At 61.8% G+C, this 17,674-nt stretch carries 16 protein-coding genes; 9 read left to right on the plus strand and 7 right to left on the minus strand.

What is annotated here, in order from left to right:
- Position 1 precedes the first annotated feature (1 nt).
- The 7 genes from AACY30_RS01690 (at position 2) to AACY30_RS01720 (ending at position 7,212) form a co-directional block, all read left to right on the plus strand.
- Entirely contained in the window at positions 2-1,012 is a 1,011-nt protein-coding gene (locus AACY30_RS01690) for a branched-chain amino acid ABC transporter permease (RefSeq protein ID WP_339539507.1), read from the plus strand.
- Positions 1,009-1,758: an ABC transporter ATP-binding protein gene (locus tag AACY30_RS01695; RefSeq protein WP_339418010.1), complete on the plus strand. Its 750-nt coding sequence runs from the start codon at positions 1,009-1,011 to the stop codon at positions 1,756-1,758. The genes AACY30_RS01690 and AACY30_RS01695 overlap by 4 nt, the downstream gene beginning before the upstream one ends.
- Positions 1,758-2,453 (plus strand): ABC transporter ATP-binding protein, encoded by a 696-nt coding sequence (locus AACY30_RS01700; protein ID WP_339418011.1) that lies wholly within the window; start codon positions 1,758-1,760, stop codon positions 2,451-2,453. The genes AACY30_RS01695 and AACY30_RS01700 overlap by 1 nt, the downstream gene beginning before the upstream one ends.
- Before the next feature lie 13 nt (positions 2,454-2,466).
- On the plus strand, positions 2,467-3,735 hold the full coding sequence (locus tag AACY30_RS01705) for a Zn-dependent hydrolase (RefSeq protein ID WP_339418013.1): 1,269 nt from the start codon (positions 2,467-2,469) through the stop codon (positions 3,733-3,735).
- Positions 3,732-5,135, plus strand: a complete 1,404-nt coding sequence (locus AACY30_RS01710) for an amidase (protein ID WP_339467566.1) — start codon at positions 3,732-3,734, stop codon at positions 5,133-5,135. Before AACY30_RS01705 ends, AACY30_RS01710 begins: the two co-directional genes overlap by 4 nt.
- Before the next feature lie 150 nt (positions 5,136-5,285).
- On the plus strand, positions 5,286-6,149 hold the full coding sequence (locus AACY30_RS01715; RefSeq protein ID WP_122684030.1) for a LysR family transcriptional regulator: 864 nt from the start codon (positions 5,286-5,288) through the stop codon (positions 6,147-6,149).
- 58 nt (positions 6,150-6,207) lie between these two features.
- A complete protein-coding gene (locus AACY30_RS01720; protein WP_339467570.1) occupies positions 6,208-7,212 on the plus strand; it encodes a LacI family DNA-binding transcriptional regulator in 1,005 nt (334 codons plus the stop codon).
- Here the strand turns inward: AACY30_RS01720 and AACY30_RS01725 are convergent.
- The 6 genes from AACY30_RS01725 to AACY30_RS01750 form a co-directional block, all read right to left on the minus strand.
- Positions 7,209-7,934 (minus strand): SDR family oxidoreductase, encoded by a 726-nt coding sequence (locus AACY30_RS01725; RefSeq protein WP_339539508.1) that lies wholly within the window; start codon positions 7,932-7,934, stop codon positions 7,209-7,211. The genes AACY30_RS01720 and AACY30_RS01725 overlap by 4 nt on opposite strands.
- A 93-nt stretch (positions 7,935-8,027) precedes the next feature.
- A complete protein-coding gene (locus AACY30_RS01730) occupies positions 8,028-9,560 on the minus strand; it encodes an FGGY-family carbohydrate kinase (protein ID WP_339467572.1) in 1,533 nt (510 codons plus the stop codon).
- A 2-nt stretch (positions 9,561-9,562) separates the two neighbouring features.
- Positions 9,563-10,642, minus strand: coding sequence for an alcohol dehydrogenase catalytic domain-containing protein (locus tag AACY30_RS01735; RefSeq protein ID WP_065875978.1), 1,080 nt, complete (start codon positions 10,640-10,642; stop codon positions 9,563-9,565).
- A 28-nt stretch (positions 10,643-10,670) separates the two neighbouring features.
- Entirely contained in the window at positions 10,671-11,663 is a 993-nt protein-coding gene (locus tag AACY30_RS01740) for an ABC transporter permease (protein ID WP_339539510.1), read from the minus strand.
- Entirely contained in the window at positions 11,629-13,137 is a 1,509-nt protein-coding gene (locus AACY30_RS01745; RefSeq protein ID WP_339539511.1) for a sugar ABC transporter ATP-binding protein, read from the minus strand. Before AACY30_RS01745 ends, AACY30_RS01740 begins: the two co-directional genes overlap by 35 nt.
- A gap of 63 nt (positions 13,138-13,200) precedes the next feature.
- The gene (locus AACY30_RS01750) at positions 13,201-14,124 is read right to left on the minus strand and encodes a substrate-binding domain-containing protein (protein ID WP_065880947.1); all 924 of its coding nucleotides are present in this window, start codon (positions 14,122-14,124) and stop codon (positions 13,201-13,203) included.
- 204 nt (positions 14,125-14,328) lie between these two features.
- Between AACY30_RS01750 and AACY30_RS01755 the strand changes: the two genes are divergently transcribed.
- Complete coding sequence (locus AACY30_RS01755) at positions 14,329-15,006, plus strand: sterol desaturase family protein (protein WP_339467577.1); 678 nt, start codon at positions 14,329-14,331, stop codon at positions 15,004-15,006.
- A complete protein-coding gene (locus AACY30_RS01760) occupies positions 15,003-16,103 on the plus strand; it encodes an SMP-30/gluconolactonase/LRE family protein (protein ID WP_339539513.1) in 1,101 nt (366 codons plus the stop codon). Before AACY30_RS01755 ends, AACY30_RS01760 begins: the two co-directional genes overlap by 4 nt.
- Positions 16,104-16,167: 64 nt before the next feature.
- On the opposite strand, the gene AACY30_RS01765 is transcribed toward AACY30_RS01760, so the two are convergent.
- Positions 16,168-17,634, minus strand: coding sequence for a hypothetical protein (locus AACY30_RS01765; RefSeq protein ID WP_339539515.1), 1,467 nt, complete (start codon positions 17,632-17,634; stop codon positions 16,168-16,170).
- Positions 17,635-17,674: the final 40 nt, after the last annotated feature.

Below are 17,674 nucleotides of genomic sequence, written 5' to 3' on the forward strand. Positions count from 1 at the left end.
CATGAGCGAGAAAAACCCCCTGCCGTTTGCCAAGACGCAATCGCGCGCGATGTTGCTGTGGGTATTGGCAGTGCTGATTGGCCTGCCGTTGATACTGCCCTCGGCGACCCTGGCCACCGAGATTCTGATCTTTGCCATGGCCGCCCTCGCCTGCAACTTGCTGCTGGGTTACACCGGGCTACTATCCTTCGGCCAAGGCATCTTCTTTGGTGCCGGCGCGTATTGTGCGGCGTTGCTGATGATCCACCTGCAAATGGGTTTGTTCACGGCGCTGCTCGGCGCCGCCGTCGCCGGTGGGTTCCTGGCCTTATTGGTGGGCGCCCTGGCGATCCGCCGCACCGGCATCTACTTCGTGATGCTGACCCTGGCGTTCAGCCAAATGGCTTACTTCGTCGCCTATACGCTCAGTGACTGGACCGGCGGCGACAACGGCCTGCTCAGCGTGCCACGCCCGCAAATCCGCCTCGGTGACAGCGTGTTGCTGTCGCTGGCCGACGCCCGCGCCTTCTACGGCTTTGTCGCGGTGCTGTTCCTGCTGATCTTTATCGGCGCACGCCGGGTGATCGCCTCACCGTTCGGCAGCACGCTGATGGCGATCCGCGAAAACGAAACCCGTGCCTCGGCCATCGGCTACGACACGCGGCATTTCAAGATCCTGGTGTTTGTACTGTCCGGCGCGGTCACCGGGATTGCCGGGGCGCTGTACGCGATGCTGCTGCACTTTGTGCCGCTGTCGAATATCGACCTGATGATGTCCGAGAACATCCTGATCATGACCATCGTCGGCGGCACGGGCTCGTTGTTCGGCTCGTTGCTGGGCGCCGGTTCCATCGTGTTGCTGGGGGATTTCCTCTCCGACCTGTGGCCGCGCTGGCTGATGCTGCTAGGGTTGATTTTGATCCTGGTGGTGGTCTTCATGCGCGGTGGTTTGTGGGGCGGCCTGGTGTCGCTGTTTGAACGCGTGCGAGGCGGTCGCAAGGCCGCCGCTGTCGCCAAGGAGGAAGGGCTATGAGCATCCTGCTCGAAACCAACGACCTGGAACTGGCCTACGGTGCCTTCCATGCGGTGAATGGCGTAAACCTCAAGGTCGAAGCCGGCACCATCCACACCATCATTGGCCCCAACGGCGCGGGCAAGACCAGCCTGTTCCACTGCCTCACCGGTGAACGCCAGGCCACCGCCGGGGCGATTCATTTCGACGGCAGGAACCTGATGCGCAAACCTGCCCATGCCCGTGTCGGCCTGGGCATGGCGCGCTCGTTCCAGCTCACTAGCCTGTTCCAGAACCTCAGCGTGCGCGAAAACCTGCGCCTGGCCGCCCAAGGCCGCGATGGTGCACGCGCCCTGAATTTCTGGCGCCGCGTGGACAGCAAGCGCGAACACCTGGAGATGGCCGATCAAGTGCTGGAGCGCCTGCAACTCACCGCCCGCGCCGATACCCTGGCCGGCGAGTTGTCCCACGGCCAGCAACGCGTGCTGGAGGTGGGCATGTCGATCTGCTCCAAACCCAAACTGTTGATGCTCGACGAGCCCACCTCGGGCATGGGCATCGACGACATCCCGATCATGACCCAGCTGATCAGCGACCTCGGCCGCGACCACACGGTGCTGTTGATCGAACACAACATGAGCATTGTCATGTCCATCAGCCAACGCATCACAGTGATGAGCCACGGGCAGATCCTGGTGGAAGGCACGCCGGAATTCGTGCGGGCCGATGAACGTGTGCGCAGTGCTTACCTTGGGGAGGCTGCCTGATGCTGATCGTCGACAATATCCACTCCTACTACGACAAGAGCCACGTGCTGGAAGGCGTGTCGCTGACCGTAAACCCTGGCGAGTTGGTGACGCTGCTCGGGCGCAACGGTGCCGGCAAGACCACGACGCTGCGCAGCATCCTCGGGATTATTTGCCCACGCCAGGGCCAGATCCATTTCAACGGCCAGGCACTGGTGGGCCAGAAGGTCTTTGAAATTGCTCGCCAGGGCCTGGCGCTGGTACCTGAGAACCGCGGAATTTTCCGCCTGCTGACCGTCGAAGAAAACCTGCGCATCGCCGCACGCAAGACCAGCCGCTGGCAGCTCGAAGATGTCTACGGCATGTTCCCGCGCCTCAAGGAGCGGCGTAAAAACGCCGGCCATGCGCTCTCTGGTGGCGAGCAACAGATGCTCGCCATCGCCCGTGCGCTGCTCAACGATCCAAAGTTGCTGATCCTTGATGAGCCCACCGAAGGCCTGGCCCCGGTGATCGTCGACGAGTTGGTGAAGATCCTGCGCAAGGTCAAGGACGACGGCCTGCCAGTGTTGCTGGTGGAACAGAACCTGATGGTCTGCGACAAGCTCGCCGACCGCCATTACGTGCTCGAACAAGGCCGCGTGGTCTACGAGGGCAGCGCCGCCGCTTTCCGCGCCGACCCGACCATCAAAAACCGCTATTTGGCCCTGAGTGCCTGACCGGAGACTGCTGATGAATAGTTTTGCGCAACCGCTCAAGAGCAACGCCCCGCTGATCAACCGCGACCGCCTGTGGCAATCCTTGATGGACCTGGCCCAGCTGGGCGCCACGGCCAAGGGCGGCGTGTGCCGCCTGGCCCTCACCGATCTGGACCGCCAGGCCCGCGACCTGTTTGTGCAATGGTGTGAGGCGGCCGGGTGCAGCGTCAGTGTCGACGCCATCGGCAATATTTTCGCGCGCCGCGCCGGACGCAATCCTGCCCTGCCCCCGGTGATGACCGGCAGCCATATCGACACCCAGCCCACCGGCGGCAAGTTCGACGGTTGCTATGGGGTGATGGCGGGGTTGGAGGTGATCCGCACCCTCAATGACTTGAACATCGAAACCGATGCGCCGATTGAAGTGGTGGTATGGACCAACGAAGAAGGCTCGCGCTTCCCGCCCTGCATGATGGGTTCGGGTGTGTTTGCCGGTAAATTCGATTTACAGGACACCCTCGACAAGCTCGACGACCAAGGCCTGTCGGTGGGCGCCGAGTTGCAACGCATCGGCTATGCCGGCTCCCGCGCGGTGGTCGGCCACCCGGTGGGTGCGTATTTCGAAGCACATATCGAACAAGGCCCGGTGCTGGAAGACCAGGCCACGACGATTGGCGTGGTCATGGGCTGCCTGGGCCAGAAGTGGTTCGACCTCACCCTCACCGGCGTCGAAGCCCACGCCGGCCCGACGCCGATGCACCTGCGCAAGGATGCCCTGGTGGGCGCCGCGGAGGTGGTCAGCGCGGTCAACCGTATCGCCCATCAACAACAACCCCACGCCTGTGGCACGGTCGGTTGCCTGAGCCTGCACCCGGGATCGCGCAATGTGATTCCTGGCCAAGTGCACATGACCATCGACCTGCGCCATCTGCATGCGGACACGCTGCAAGCGATGGTCGATGAAGTGCGCGGCGTGATCGAAGCCACCGCCAAAACGCACGGCCTCACCTTTGAGCTGACGCCGACAGCCGACTTCCCACCGCTGGACTTCAACCCGGCTTGCGTCAACGCGGTGCGCGACGCGGCGAGTGTCTTGGGCTTGAGCCATATGGATATCGTCAGCGGCGCCGGGCACGACGCGATTTTCGTCGCCGAACTGGGCCCCGCCGGGATGATCTTTGTGCCGTGCGAAGGCGGCATCAGCCATAACGAAATCGAAAACGCCGCGCCGGATGACTTGGCGGCGGGCTGCGCGGTATTGCTGCGCGCCATGGTCAAGGCGGCTCAGGGGGATGTGGCATGAGTGAGATCGGCGAATTGACGGCAGTGCAACTGCTGCAGCATTTTCGCGACAAGCGCCTGTCGCCGGTGGAAGTCACCAGAGACGCCTTGCGGCGTATCGAACGTTTCAATCCGGTAGTGAATGCCTACTGCCATGTGGACCCGGAAGGCGCGCTGAACGCGGCGCGCGCTTCGGAACAACGTTGGCTCGACGGCCAACCCTGCGGCGCGTTGGACGGTGTGCCGGCGTCGATCAAAGACCTCACGCTGACGATTGGCATGCCCACTCGAAAGGGCTCGCGCACCTCATCCGCCGACGGGCCGTGGGAGGTCGACGCGCCCTTCCCGGCCTTTATGCGCAAGGCCGGTGCGGTGCTGCTGGGCAAAACCACCACCCCGGAATTCGGCTGGAAAGGCGTCACCGATAACCCGCTGTACGGCATCACCCGCAACCCCTGGGACACACGCACCACGGCGGGCGGCTCGTCCGGTGGCGCTGGGGCCGCGGCGGCGTTGAACCTGGGCGTGCTGCACCAAGGCAGCGATGCCGGCGGTTCGATTCGGATTCCCTGTGCGTTTACCGGCACCTTTGGTATCAAGCCGACCTTTGGCTATGTGCCGCAGTGGCCGGCCAGTTCCATGACCCTCCTTTCACACTTGGGGCCGATGACCCGTACCGTGGAGGACAGCGTGTTGATGCTGCAGACCATCGCCCAACCGGATGCACGGGATGGCTTGATCGGCGCGCCACGCACCACACCATGGCTGACGCCGGGTACGGATCTGAAGGGTTTGCGCGTCGCCTATAGCCCGAACTTCGGTTACGTGGACGTCGACCCGCACGTGGCCAAGGTCGTCGCTCAAGCGGTGGAAGGGCTGGTACAACTGGGCGCCCATGTCGAGCAAATCGACCCCGGCTTCAGCGACCCGCTGGAAGTCTTCAGCACCCTGTGGGCAGCCGGCGCCGCACGCCTGACCGGCGCCATGAGCGAGGCGCAAAAACAGTTGCTCGACCCTGGTTTGCTGCGCATCGCACGACGCGGTGAGCGGTTGAGCCTGGATGACTTCAGCGCCGCCCTCGAAGCACGCGCAGCCCTGGTAGCGCGCATGGCGGCCTTTCATGAACATTACGACGTGCTGGTATCGCCGATGATGCCGATCACCGCGTTCGACGCCGGGCACGACGTGCCACCAGGCTCGGATTTTCAGGAGTGGACAGAGTGGACGCCGTTCACCTACCCCTTCAACCTGACCCAACAACCGGCAGCCTCAGTGCCGTGTGGGCTAGCAGCGAATGGGCTGCCGGTGGGCTTGCATGTGGTAGGCGCGCGGTTTGCGGATGAAACGGTTTTACGGGTGTGCCAGGTGTATGCCAAAGCATTCCCTACCACGCACTTGCAGACACCCAAAACCCCAGCCTGAAATGCAATCACCTGCGGGAGCGGGCTTGCTCGCGAATGCGGCGAATCAGTCAATACATGCATGGCTGACCCACCGCCTTCGCGAGCAAGCCCGCTCGCACCGTTTTGACCGCATTCCATTACAATGCCCCCATTCATCCCCGGGGGCTTCATGGACATCGAACTGGCACGCACTTTCCTCGAAATCACCCGCTGCGGCAGCCTGGCTGCAGCGGCCGAGAAACTGCACGTCACCCAGACCGCCATCACCGCACGGGTCAAGAGCCTGGAAAGCCAGTTGGGCAGCACGCTGTTCGTGCGCAACCGTGCTGGCGCGAGGCTGACCGCCGATGGCGAAGCCTTCGTGGTGTACGCCAACCAATTGCTGCAAACCTGGGAAGCCGCCAAGCGTGACCTGCCCTTGCCGGATGGCTATCGCAACGTGCTGCACATCGGTGGCGAGGTCAGCCTGTGCAACCCGCTGATGCTCGGCTGGGCCCAGGCGCTGCGCCAACATATCCCCGGCCATGCGCTGCGTACCGAAATCCGTGAAGGCGAGTACCTGTTGCGCCAGTTGGAACTGGGCGTGCTCGACGCCGCGCTGGTGTTCCAACCGCAGTACTGGCCGGGGTTGCAGGTGGAGCAGGTGCTGGAAGAAAAACTGATCCTGGTGCAACTGGTGAGCAATCCAGCCCCCTATGTGTATATCGACTGGGGCCCAGGCTTTCGCCAGCAGCATGACGCCGCTCTGCCCGACAAGGCCCGCGCCGCGCTGAGTTTCAACCTCGGGCCACTCGCGTTGCAGTACATCCTGGAGAACGGTGGCGCCGGCTATTTCCGTACCCGCGTGGTGCAAAGCTACCTCGACAGCGGCGTGATGCAGCGCGTGCCGAAGGCGCCGGAGTTCAGCTTTCCCACTTACCTGGTGTATTCAAGGGCGCGAGATTCGGCGGTGTTGCAACAGGCGCTGGGGTTGCTGCGCGAAGTGGTCAAGGCCGAAAGTGACTGGTCGCAGCGCTGGGACCCCTTGATTTGAATCACCCTCACTCCGCGCGCATGCTAGCCTGCGGGGGTTTCCTTTTGCAGCCTTGCCGATGAACAAGAAAAAGTCCGTCACCATCAGCGACATCGCCAAACGCGTGGGCATGACCACCATCACGGTGTCCCGCGCGCTGAGCAAACCTGACTTGGTCAAGCCGGCCACCCTGGCGCGCATCCTCGAAGTAGCGCGGGAGCTGGACTATGTGCCCAACGCCTTCGCGCGCGGGCTCAAGCGCAGTGAAAGCCTGATCATCGGCGTGATCACCGCCTCAGTGGACAACCCGTTCTACAGCGAAATGATCAAGGCGATTTCCCGCGAGGCCAAGCAGCACGGCTACACCATCATGCTGGTGGACACCGACGAGCTGGAAGAACTGGAAAGCAAAGCCGTGGACACCCTGTTGGGCTACCGCGTGGCGGGGATCATCCTGTCGCCGGTCTCGGACGAGCCGAGCTACCAACCCGACTACCTTGAACGCCTGGGCAACGGCAAGACCCCGGTGGTGCTGCTCGATCGCACGATCCACGACAGCCCGTTCAGCCGCGTGGTGCTGGACAACTACCACAGCGGCATCCAGGCCGCGCACTACCTGCTGCGCCAGACGCCCGACCTCAAGCGCCTGCTGGTGCTGACGGGGCCCGAACACTCACGCATCACCGTCGAACGCCTCAAGGGCCTGCACGAAGTGCTGGCCGAACATCCCCAGGTGCAGGTCGAAGTGCAGGCCGGCGACTACACGCTGATGCCGTCGTACCTGCACACCCTCGACTACCTGGCCGAACACTCGGCGCCGGATGCGATCATGGGCTTCAACCAGTTGATCACCCTCGGTGCCCTGCGCGCGTTGCGCATGCACAACATCCCCCACGACAGCCTGACCATTTGCGGCATCGACCGCCTGCCCTTCGCCGATATCTTCGGCGTGCCCATCGCCTGCGTGGCCCACGACGCGTCCTTGGCCGGCAGCAGCGCGGTACGCCTGTTGCTTGACCACCTCGAAGACCCGTTCAAACCACGGGACAAGGTGGTGATAGCCGGCCAGTTGGAAAACGGCTAGCGGCTGGTATAGCCGCCGTCAATGGGCAGGCTGACACCGCTGATCATGCTGGCGGCGCGGCTCAGCAGGAACAGCACCGGCAGCGCAACTTCCAAGGTTTCAGCGAAGCGTCCCAAGGGAATAGCCGCCAGCGCAGGATCACGCTTGGCCGGCTCGGACCAGGCCATGGTCGCCATCGGTGTGAGCGTGACCGTAGGATTGACGCTGTTGACGCGAATCCCAAAACGGCCCCACTCGGCGCATTGCACACGGGTGATCGCGTCCAGCGCGGCCTTGGACGCGCAGTAGCCGAGGTGATCGTCCAGGGCCACCAGCGAGGCCTGGCTGGAGACGTTGACGATGCTACCGGCGATGTGTGCCTTGATCATTTTGGCGGCCACGCGGCTGGCGACTTGCGCGGCGGCGCGGGCGTTGACGTTCATCACTTGGTCGAACGCGTCGGCGCTAATCATGGCAGCGGGTTCCAGGCGCGAGATGCCGGCGCAGTTGACCAGGCCGTGCAGCGGCGGCAGGTCTTGCAGGGCTTTGTCGAGGGCGGTGCTGTCGGCGATGTCCAGGCAGAGGGTGTGGCAGCCGAGTTGGGCCAGGGCTTGGGCGTCGCGGCCGAGGGCAAAGACGTCAGCGCCGCTGGCGATCAACTGCAGGGCGATCTCGCGGCCGATGCCACTGCTGGCGCCGGTGACGAGGATACGGTGGTGGGTGAAGTCGAAGGCTGCGTTCATAGATCACAATCTCAAGAACAATGGAGATCCCCTGTGGGAGCGGCGGTGCGACGGTTCGACTTGCTCGCTCCCACATTTTTGGGCTGTGTTGAATCAGTTCGTTTGCAGGGTGTGCATGATCGGTTTCAGGGCGGGATACAGCTTCAAATACTCGGCAAACGCTTGGTCGTAGGTTGCGATATTTTCCCGCTGTGGCTCCGCCCGCAGCGCCAACTGCACCCACCCTTTATCCATCTCCCCATCACTCACCAACCCCACCGTATGCGCCGCCAACAACGCCGCACCCAACGCCGCTTCCACCTCCTGAACGATGGTGTACACCGGGTACTGCGTAATATCCGCGATGATCTGCATCCACAAATCCGAATGGCTCGCGCCACCCACCACGATCAAACGCGGGTCCAGGGAATGCGCCCCGCGAGTGCCCGCCTCGATGTTATGCCGCAGGGCAAAACTCACCCCCTCCAGCACCGCGCGGTACAGGTGAATGCGGCTGTGATACAGGTTCAAGCCGACAAAACTGCCACTTGCGCGGTCATCCCACACCGGGCTGCGCTCGCCCATCAGGTAAGGCAGGAACAACAGGCCCTCACTGCCCGCCGGAATGCTCATCGCGCTCTGTTCCAGCAGCGCCAGACTGTCCTGGCCGGTGGCCTTGGCCTGTTGCTCTTCAGCCTGGCAGAACTGCTCGCGAAACCAACTGACCGAGGCACCGGCGGTAATCGCACCGCCGAATATGTAAAGGTCCCGGTGGCCGTTGTAGACGTGGGGCATGCTCACCAAGCCGTGATGTGCATCCACCTGCTGGTTCAGGTAACCCCAGCACATGCTGGTGCCGACCATCGCCACGTGATTGCCCGGCTGAGTCACGCCCGCTGCCAAGGTGGCCATGGCCGCATCGACGCCACCGGCCAGAATCGGTGTGCCGGCCTGCAGGCCCAGGCGCAATGCCCAGTCTTGCAACAAGCCACCGACCACTTCACCGGAATACACCAAGCGTTCAGGCATCATCGCCTGCGGTATGCCCAGAGCATCGAGCATCTCGCCGGACCAGCCGCGCGCGGCCACATCGTAGACACCACCGATATTGCCGGCGCTGCTATGGTCCACCGCCAACTCACCCGTGAGGCACAAGTTGATATAGCTGTTGGGCGGCAGCAAGTAGCGGGTGTTCGCCCACACCTCAGGCTGGTGCTGCTTGAGCCAGAGCATCTTAGTGAAACCGTAGTAGCTGTCCACCGAGTTGCCGGTGACCTCGAACAAGCGTTCCAGGTCCACCTGCTCGCGCACCCAGGCCACCTGCTCGCCGGCGCGGCGGTCCATCCAGATCAGGCACGGGTGCAGCGGTGTGATCTGTGCATCCACCGCAATTCCCGAACCGCCATACAGGCTGCTGATGCACAGCGCCTTGACCTGCTGCGCCGCCACGCCCGCCTTGCCCATGCACTGCGCGACACAGGCTTCGACGGCGTCCAGCCAGACCTGCGGCCATTGTTCGGCCCAGCGCACTTTCGGGGTATCCACGCGATACCCCTGGCTGTGCTGGGCGATGATCGTGCCTTGACCATCCACCAGCAGCGCCTTGGTGCTCTGGGTTCCTATGTCGACACCCATCACGTAGTTCATGCTCAGGCCACCGGCTTCAACAGCACCTTGATTGACTTGGTCGAGTTGGCCAGCTCAAACGCTTCGGCGTAGTCATCCAAGGGGAAATCGTGGGTGACGATGCCCTTGGAGGTGACCAGGCCACGTTCGAACAGGTCGATGGCAATCGGGTAGCAGTAAGGCCCGAGGTGGGCACCGCGCACGTCCAGCTCCTTGCGGTCGCCGATGATCGACCAGTCGACCGTAGTCTCGGCGCCAAACACGCTGAACTCGACAAAGCGCCCGAGCTTGCGGATCAAGTCCAGGCCCTGGGTGACGCCGGCCGGTACGCCAGTGGTTTCGATGTACACGTCGCAACCATAGTTGTCGGTGAGGCCGTTGATGATCTCGCGAGCGTTGTCGCGGGACGGGTTGATCACCACATCAGCGCCGAATTTTTTTGCCAGTTCCAGACGCTCGTCGACCATGTCGATCACCACCAGTTTTTTCGGGGTTTTCAACGCGGCGACCTGGACCATGCACAAGCCGAGGGTGCCGGCACCGGCGATGACCACCACGTCGTCAAGCTGGACATCGCCACGGTTGACGGTGTGGATCGAGCAGGCCATCGGTTCCACCAGCGCCGAGTCTTCCAGCGACACCGATTCAGGGATCTTGTGCACGATGGCGGTCTTGGGAATGCGCATGTACTGGGCCATGCCGCCTTCGGCCACTTCACGCTGGAAGCCGAAGATGTTGTGCACTTCGCACATCCAATACTTGCCCGATTTGCAGAAGCGGCACTTGCCGCAGGGCACGATCTGCTCGGCAATCACTTTGTCGCCTACCGCGACGTCGAAGTGCTCTTCGCCGCCCTCGCCGACTTCCACCACATAGCCAAAAAACTCGTGCCCCGGCACGACCGGCGCCTTGACCCAGGGGTTGTCACCCCCCCAGAACATTGCCGCGCCCGAGTGGCACTTGCAGTCACTGGCGCAGATGCCACAGGCGGCGATGCGGATCACCAGTTCATTGGCACGTGCCTGAGGTTTGCCGATGCGTTCGAGGCGGTAGTCTTTGGGGCCGTGGCAGACGACGGCTTGCATTTCGGTGTGCTTATCCATGGTGTCTGATCCCGTTCTTGTTAGGAGTTTATTTATGGCGCTGACGGCTGATAAAAATCGCCAGCAGAATGATCCCGCCCTTGATCACGCTTTGGACGTAGGGCGAAACGCCAAGCATGTTCAGACCGTTGTTCAATACGCCGAGCAGCAGGGCGCCGAGCAACGTGCCGACGATGACGCCACGCCCACCGGCAATCGACGCGCCGCCAAGGACCACGGCAGCGATCGCATCGAGCTCGAACGACACGCCGGCATTCGGCTGGCCGCTCATCAAGCGTGAGGTCAGCACCAGCCCGGCAATCGCCGCCGTGAGGCCGCTGATGCCGTACACCAGCAACTTGAAGCGCGCGGCGCGCACGCCGGACAAACGCACCGCTTCTTCATTGCCGCCGATGGCGTAGATGTAGCGGCCGATGCGCGTGTGTTGCAGCAGCACATAGGCGGCGGCGTAGGTGATCAGCATGATCAGGATCGGCACTTCAATGCCGAACAGCCTCTGGCGGCCGAAGAAGCCGAACCAGTCCGGCAACCCGGAAATCGGGTAACCGTCGGTGTACATCAGGCCCAGGCCACGGGCGATGCCCATGGTCGCCAGGGTGACGATGATCGGCGGCATGTGCAGGTAGGCCACGAACAGACCGTTGCCGATGCCGAAGGCCACACCGATCAACATGCCCGCGCCAATCGCCAAACCTGGCGGCAGCCCCGCGACCATCAACCCGGCGGTAAGCGTGCCGGACAAGGCCATCACCGGCCCCACCGACAAATCGATGCCGCCAGTGAGAATCACGCAGGTCATGCCCACCGCGATAATCGCGTTGATCGACACCTGGCGGGCGATGTTCGACAGGTTGCTGGCGGTGAGGAACGTGTCGCTGGCGAGGATCATCACCAGGGTCACCACCACCAGCCCCACAAACGGATAAAACGCCGGCGAACGCACTAGCCTCGCCAGGTTCAGGCGCAGCCGGCTGCTGTCGCCGCTGCTAATGGACGTATTCACTTGAGCCCCCTGTTGCATGGCGCATGACCTCTTGAGGATTGACGGCAGACGCTTCGAGCACCTTGACGATGGCGCCCTTGTGGAACACCGCGACGCGGTCGCACATGCCAATGACTTCCGGTAATTCGGAGGAAATCATGATGATTGCGTAGCCCTGCTCGGTGAGGCTGCGCATCAGCGCGTAGATCTGCGCCTTGGCCCCCACGTCGATGCCACGGGTGGGTTCGTCGAACACCAGCACGTTGCAGTGGTGATTGATCCAGCGGGCGATCACGACTTTCTGCTGGTTGCCGCCACTGAGGTTGAACACCCGGCTTTCGCTGCTCGGGGCTTTGATCGACAGCTGTTTCATCAGGCCTTCGACGCTCGCACATTCGCGGCTTTTGTCGATCAGGCCGGAGGCGTTCTGGTATTTGGGCAGGTTGTTCAGCGAGATGTTTTCGCGAATGCTGAAATCGGTGATCAGCCCTTCGCTCTTGCGGCTTTCCGGGAGCAGGCCGATGCCGTGGGCCAGCGCCTGGGCCGGGTCATCGAGGGTGATTTTTTCACCGCGCAGCCAGACCTCTTTGCTCACTGCCGGCAGCGCGCCCATCATGCCCAGCGCCAGTTCGGTACGGCCGGAGCCGACCAAGCCGGCAAAGCCGAGAATTTCGCCCTTGTGCAATTGGAAGCTGTTGTGGGGGCCGTTGCGCACCAATTGGATGTCCTTGACCTCCAGCAACAGCGAGCCGCGTGCGCTGGTCGGCTTGGGCGGAAAACTGCATTCCAGGCGACGACCTACCATCATTTCGACCAAACGGTCGATGTCACTGTCGGCCACATCGGTGACGCCGACATTGCCGCCGTCACGCAGCACGCTGATGCGGTCGCACACCTGGAAAATCTCTTCCAAGTGATGCGAGATAAAAATCACCGCCACGCCCTGGCGCTTGAGTTCGCGCATGATCTCGAACAGCAGCTCCGCTTCGCTGGGCGTAAGCGTGGCCGTGGGTTCGTCGAGCACCAGCAGGCGCGCATCCAGGGCCAGGGCCTTGGCGATTTCGACAAACTGCTGCTCGGCCACGCTCAGGTGCTTGACCGCGCATTGCAGGTCGATGCTCACGCCCAGGCGCCTGAACAAGGCCTCGCTGGCCTCGACCATCTCGCGCTTGCGCAACAGGCCGAAGCGGTTGCTCAGCTCATGGCCGAGGAAGATGTTTTCCACCGCCGTGAGGTAGGGAATCAGGCTGAATTCCTGGAACACAATGCCGATACCCGCAGCAATGGCGTCGCGATAGGTCGCGAATTGCTGCGCCTGCCCGTCGATCAGTATCTGGCCTTCGTCTTGATGCTCGACGCCGCCGAGAATCTTCATCAGCGTCGATTTGCCCGCGCCATTTTCGCCGAGCAAGGCATGAATCTCACCGCGCTCGACTTGCAGGTTGATGGACTTGAGGGCCTGTACGCCCGGGTACCGCTTACAGATGTTTTCCAGCTTCAGAAGACTGCTCATACCGCCGACCTCGTATTCAGAAGGAAACCTTAAGCCCCACGGATGGCGTGGGGCCTGGACGATTTACCAGCTGAAATCCTTGGCTTTGGCCTGGTCGATCAAGGTGATGTCCACTGGAATGGTGGCCGGCACTTGCGAGCCCCACTTCTTCGCCAGGGCAATGCCCAGGGCGAGGCGGATCTGGTCGCGGGGGTATTGGGCCGAGGTAGCGATGAATTTGCTGCCGGGTTTCTGGATCGCCTTGATCGCTTCCGGCGCGCCGTCGACGCTGACCAGCTTCACGTCCAGGCCACTGGCTTCGATGGCCGACAGAGCGCCGAGGGAGCCGTTGTCATTCACGCTGAAAATGCCCTTGAGGGTGGGCTGGGCCTGCAGCATATTCTCGGTGACGGTCAGCGCCTGGTCACGCTCCTGCTTGCCGTTCTGGATGCTGACAATCTTGATGTCCGGGTGCTTCGCAACGGCCTCTTTGCAACCGCGCACACGCTCCAGGATCGGCACCACGGCGATGCCATCGAGGATGGCGATATTGCCTTTGTTGCCGATGTTCTTGGCCAGGTATTCACAGGCCTGGAAGCCGGCGTCGAAGTTTTTCGAACCGACGAAGGAATCGAGCGGGCCATCCGCCTGGGCGTCTACCGCGACCACCACCACACCGGCGGCGTGGGCGGATTTGACGGCCGACTGCACGCCCACCGAATCGGTGGGGTTGATCAGCAGGATATCGATGCCTTTTTGCAGCATGTCTTCGACGTCACTGACCTGCTTGGACACGTCATGGCGGGCGTCGGTGATGATCAACTTCGCGCCGATGGTCGCCCCGGCTTCTTCCAAGGCGTTTTTCATGGTGACGAAATAGGGGTTGTTGATTTCCTGGAAGGACGCGCCAATGCGGATCGGCTTGGCAGTGTCGGCAAACGCCGGGGAAGCGGTGCCGAGGGTGATGCTTACAGCCAATAAACACAGGGTTTTCGGAAGCATTTTCATGGCATGGGTCTCTGTTTTGTTTTTATTTTTAGAGCAAATGTTATCGTTAACATTTTGCGAGAAGCTAGCAAGGAAATTAGGCAGGCGCAAGGGGCCGCTGGTCGGTCGCTCCCACATTAGCGTTGTGTACTACGCAAAAACTCGCACAAATTCGAGTAGCAACTAAGCTCATCCACCAACAATAAAAACACCGAGCTGCCCGCCATGCGCCACCCCACCGAGACCTTTCGCGTCCGCTACCGCGCTAACGTCGCGCCCCACTACAACCCCTGGCTTCACGCCAGTTTCGTGTTCGGCTACGGCGTTGCCTGCATCGCCCTTGCGTGGTCATCCACCGCCCACGTATCCGCATTGCAATGGCTGACCGTGCCCTTGACGCTGGTGTTCTTCAACCTCTGCATCTACCTGGTGCACCGCCACCTCGGCCACCATAAACATGCCTTGACTCGTTTGTTCTACGCGCGCCACACCGGCGATCACCACAGCTTCTTCACCCCCGGCCACATGACTTTCGACAGCCCGAGGGACTGGCGCGTTATCCTGTTCCCGGCCTGGCTGATCGTGTTGCACAGCCTGGCAATCACCTTGCCCGCCTGGTGGCTGCTTCAGCAACTGAGCCCCAACGTCGCCGGGCTGTTCGCCGGGTGCATGATCCTTGGGTATTTACTTTACGAAGTGTTTCACGCCTGCGAGCACTTGCCCGCCAATCACCCGCTGGCGCGCCTGCCGTGGATCCGCCAGATGCACCGGCTGCATGCCCTGCATCACCGCCGTGAGCTGATGCAGGGGCGTAATTTCAATATCGTGCTTCCCCTGATGGACTACTTGTTCGGCACCCTGCACTGGGAACCGCCTCCCCACAACAACCAGGAATCCACATGAGTACCCGCCCAAGAAAACTGCGCCATCTGCTGTTTGTGCTGTTTCTGGCAGTGATCGCCTTTCTGCTATTAATGCCGACCAAGGTGCAACCGGTGAATTGGACGCCGCCCAAGGCGCCCTCGATGAAAGACGGTCCCTACGCTGAGAACCAGCGTCTCAGGGGTGTGCAGAAGATCGGCGCCCAGGACATCGCCGGGCCCGAGGCCTTGCTGCTGGATGCCCAGGGATTTCTGATCAGTGGCCTGCATGACGGACGCATCATCCGCACCTCACCCGACAGCCGCAGCCTGGAAGTGCTGGCCAATACCGGCGGGCGCCCCCTGGGCATGGCGCTACACCCGGATGGTCGCCTGATCATTGCCGATGGGATCAAGGGACTGCTTGCACTGGATGCCCAACGCCAACTCACCCCTCTCAGCACCGGCGCCAATGACCTGCCGTTTGCCTTCACCGATGACGTCATCGTGGACGCCAGCGGACGTTATGCGTACTTCAGCGATGCATCGAGTCGCTGGGGTTATGGGCAGGACGGTGAAGCGGTGATCGAGCATGGCGGCGATGGTCGGCTGCTGCGCTATGACTTCAGCAACGGCAACACCGATGTGTTGCTGGACCAGCTGCAATTCGCCAACGGCGTGGCTTTGGGTCCGAATGAAAACTATGTGCTGGTGAATGAGACCGGCGCCTATCGCATCAGCCGTTATTGGCTCAAAGGCGAACGAGCCGGCACCCATGATTTGTTCATCGACAATCTGCCCGGCTTGCCGGACAACCTCAGCTTCAACGGCAGGGACCGTTTCTGGGTGGCGCTGTACTCGCCGCGCAATCCACTGCTGGACAGCTTTGCCGGCTACCCGCTGCTGCGCAAGGTGATGGTGCGCGCGCTGCTGGTGGTGCCCAAACCCATCGAGCGCAAAGCTTTTGTGCTGGGGCTGGATACTGAGGGTAACGTCATCGCCAATCTGCAGGATGACAGTGCAGGCAATTACTCGCCCGTCACTACCGCTCGGGAGTATGGCGACTGGCTTTACCTGGGTTCATTGAAGCGCACGAGCATGGCGCGCTTGCCGTTGGCGCTCGCATTAACAGGTCAATAAAACGGCCGTTAGCGAAAAAAAGGGTAGCCCATTATGGCTACCCCTTCTCATTTACGACGTTGAATCAGTGCAGGATGTCCTGTGTGCAGATATGCCCGAGGGTCACGTAAGGCACGTTGTCGCCACCCACGCCCACACCTGGGAACTCCTCCAGCTCGATACGCCAGCCACCGAAGTTGAAGGTAGTGGCCCAGTTGTATTTGACGCCGGAGCTGCTGTCCGGGTACTCCACACGGTACTCGCCGAAGCAATCGCCCAGCGCGGCACTGGACAGGGACGCACCTGCACTGTTGGTGGTGGCCTTGAAGTCGGTCCAGTGGAACTCGGTGCCCTCAAAGCGTTTGTCGACACGTAGCACTGGGGTCACCCCCAGCAGCGGCACGCCAGTGGAGTCGAACCAATTGGTGGACCAGGTCAAGGTCCGTGCCGCCTGCGTCGCCATCCAGAATACGTTGTTCGGCACCCGCACCACGTTGTCGCCCTTCACCTCAAAGCCGTTCAAGTGCGGCGCCGAACCCAAGGTCAGCTTGTACTCAGCCGTAGGGTCCTGGACCACAGCAGGGTTGGCCCGCACACGAACCTGGGCCACATAGCCCGGCGCGATACCGGAGGTCGTCAGGCTGGTATCAGCCGGCACCACAACCCAGTTGTTCCCCTCCAGACGCTCGAAGATCCATTGTTCCCGCACGCCCTTCTTGTCGTCGCTCAAGGCGATCGCCACGTTTTGGCCACGAGTGGCCTGAAAAGCGAAGTAATCGATATCGTTGGGGTTGTCGATGTTGCCCGTCACTCTGTTCAGGGCATCTGGCAGTACGAACGACGTCTGTGGGGTGTCGTTGGGCTCATAGGCATCGATGTTGGTCTCCACACCCACGCCAAAGCTGAATTGAGCGTTGTCGGCCTGGTTGGCCACCATGTACCAGTAGTAATCCCCTGCCGGCAGCACACCGCTCAGGTACTCATCGGCATTGCCCGGGTTGTCGGAGGTATCGATCAGTTGCGGGTCGCCTTGGCCATCATCGCGGAACAGGGTCAGCGACATGTTGGCGCCGGCACTTTGGTCAATCAATTGCACCAGCACGCGGGCGCTTTGTGGCAGGTTGAAGTGATAGGGAAAGTCCTGGCCGGTCTGCACGTCGGTGATGGTGTAGAGGGTGTTGACATCCAGCGTCGGAAACAGCGGTACAAAATCGGCAGCGGCGACTTTGAGTTTGTCCTGATCGGGTTTCTTCAGTTCACTGTCGGCGGTAGCAACCGTGGTGATTTTCGCCGCCTTGCTGGCTGCCACCTTGGACTTAGCGGCCGATTTCACCGTCATCGCCGCCTTGAGCTTTTGCTGGAGCTGCGGGGAAACCTGTTTGGACTCAAGCTTGCCACCGGGCTTGAGGGCTTTCTCGGCAGCCTGTTTGACGGCCTGGGCACTGAGTTTTGGAAGCGGTTGCGATGGGTATTGCTCGGCCAGGGCAAAGGCCGAAACGAAGCAGGAGGCCGCCATGGCCGCGCCCAGCATAAAGGCTTTTTTCGATTTCATTTTTTATCCATCCATAGTTAAAAAGTGAAGCTCAGGTGAC

This window comes from Pseudomonas sp. RA_5y_Pfl1_P24 (genome assembly GCF_963970945.1).
GTDB lineage: Bacteria > Pseudomonadota > Gammaproteobacteria > Pseudomonadales > Pseudomonadaceae > Aquipseudomonas > Aquipseudomonas tritici.

Excerpts from the sequence above, each read along its gene's own strand:
- AACY30_RS01750 (WP_065880947.1), bottom strand. The coding sequence starts at position 14,124 with ATGAAAATGCTTCCGAAAACCCTGTGTTTATTGGCTGTAAGCATCACC.
- AACY30_RS01765 (WP_339539515.1), bottom strand. The coding sequence starts at position 17,634 with ATGAAATCGAAAAAAGCCTTTATGCTGGGCGCGGCCATGGCGGCCTCC.
- AACY30_RS01725 (WP_339539508.1), bottom strand. The coding sequence starts at position 7,934 with ATGAACGCAGCCTTCGACTTCACCCACCACCGTATCCTCGTCACCGGC.
- AACY30_RS01710 (WP_339467566.1), top strand. The coding sequence starts at position 3,732 with ATGAGTGAGATCGGCGAATTGACGGCAGTGCAACTGCTGCAGCATTTT.
- AACY30_RS01760 (WP_339539513.1), top strand. The coding sequence starts at position 15,003 with ATGAGTACCCGCCCAAGAAAACTGCGCCATCTGCTGTTTGTGCTGTTT.
- AACY30_RS01705 (WP_339418013.1), top strand. The coding sequence starts at position 2,467 with ATGAATAGTTTTGCGCAACCGCTCAAGAGCAACGCCCCGCTGATCAAC.
- AACY30_RS01695 (WP_339418010.1), top strand. The coding sequence starts at position 1,009 with ATGAGCATCCTGCTCGAAACCAACGACCTGGAACTGGCCTACGGTGCC.
- AACY30_RS01755 (WP_339467577.1), top strand. The coding sequence starts at position 14,329 with ATGCGCCACCCCACCGAGACCTTTCGCGTCCGCTACCGCGCTAACGTC.
- AACY30_RS01720 (WP_339467570.1), top strand. The coding sequence starts at position 6,208 with ATGAACAAGAAAAAGTCCGTCACCATCAGCGACATCGCCAAACGCGTG.
- AACY30_RS01740 (WP_339539510.1), bottom strand. The coding sequence starts at position 11,663 with ATGCAACAGGGGGCTCAAGTGAATACGTCCATTAGCAGCGGCGACAGC.
- AACY30_RS01715 (WP_122684030.1), top strand. The coding sequence starts at position 5,286 with ATGGACATCGAACTGGCACGCACTTTCCTCGAAATCACCCGCTGCGGC.
- AACY30_RS01735 (WP_065875978.1), bottom strand. The coding sequence starts at position 10,642 with ATGGATAAGCACACCGAAATGCAAGCCGTCGTCTGCCACGGCCCCAAA.
- AACY30_RS01730 (WP_339467572.1), bottom strand. The coding sequence starts at position 9,560 with ATGAACTACGTGATGGGTGTCGACATAGGAACCCAGAGCACCAAGGCG.
- AACY30_RS01700 (WP_339418011.1), top strand. The coding sequence starts at position 1,758 with ATGCTGATCGTCGACAATATCCACTCCTACTACGACAAGAGCCACGTG.
- AACY30_RS01690 (WP_339539507.1), top strand. The coding sequence starts at position 2 with ATGAGCGAGAAAAACCCCCTGCCGTTTGCCAAGACGCAATCGCGCGCG.
- AACY30_RS01745 (WP_339539511.1), bottom strand. The coding sequence starts at position 13,137 with ATGAGCAGTCTTCTGAAGCTGGAAAACATCTGTAAGCGGTACCCGGGC.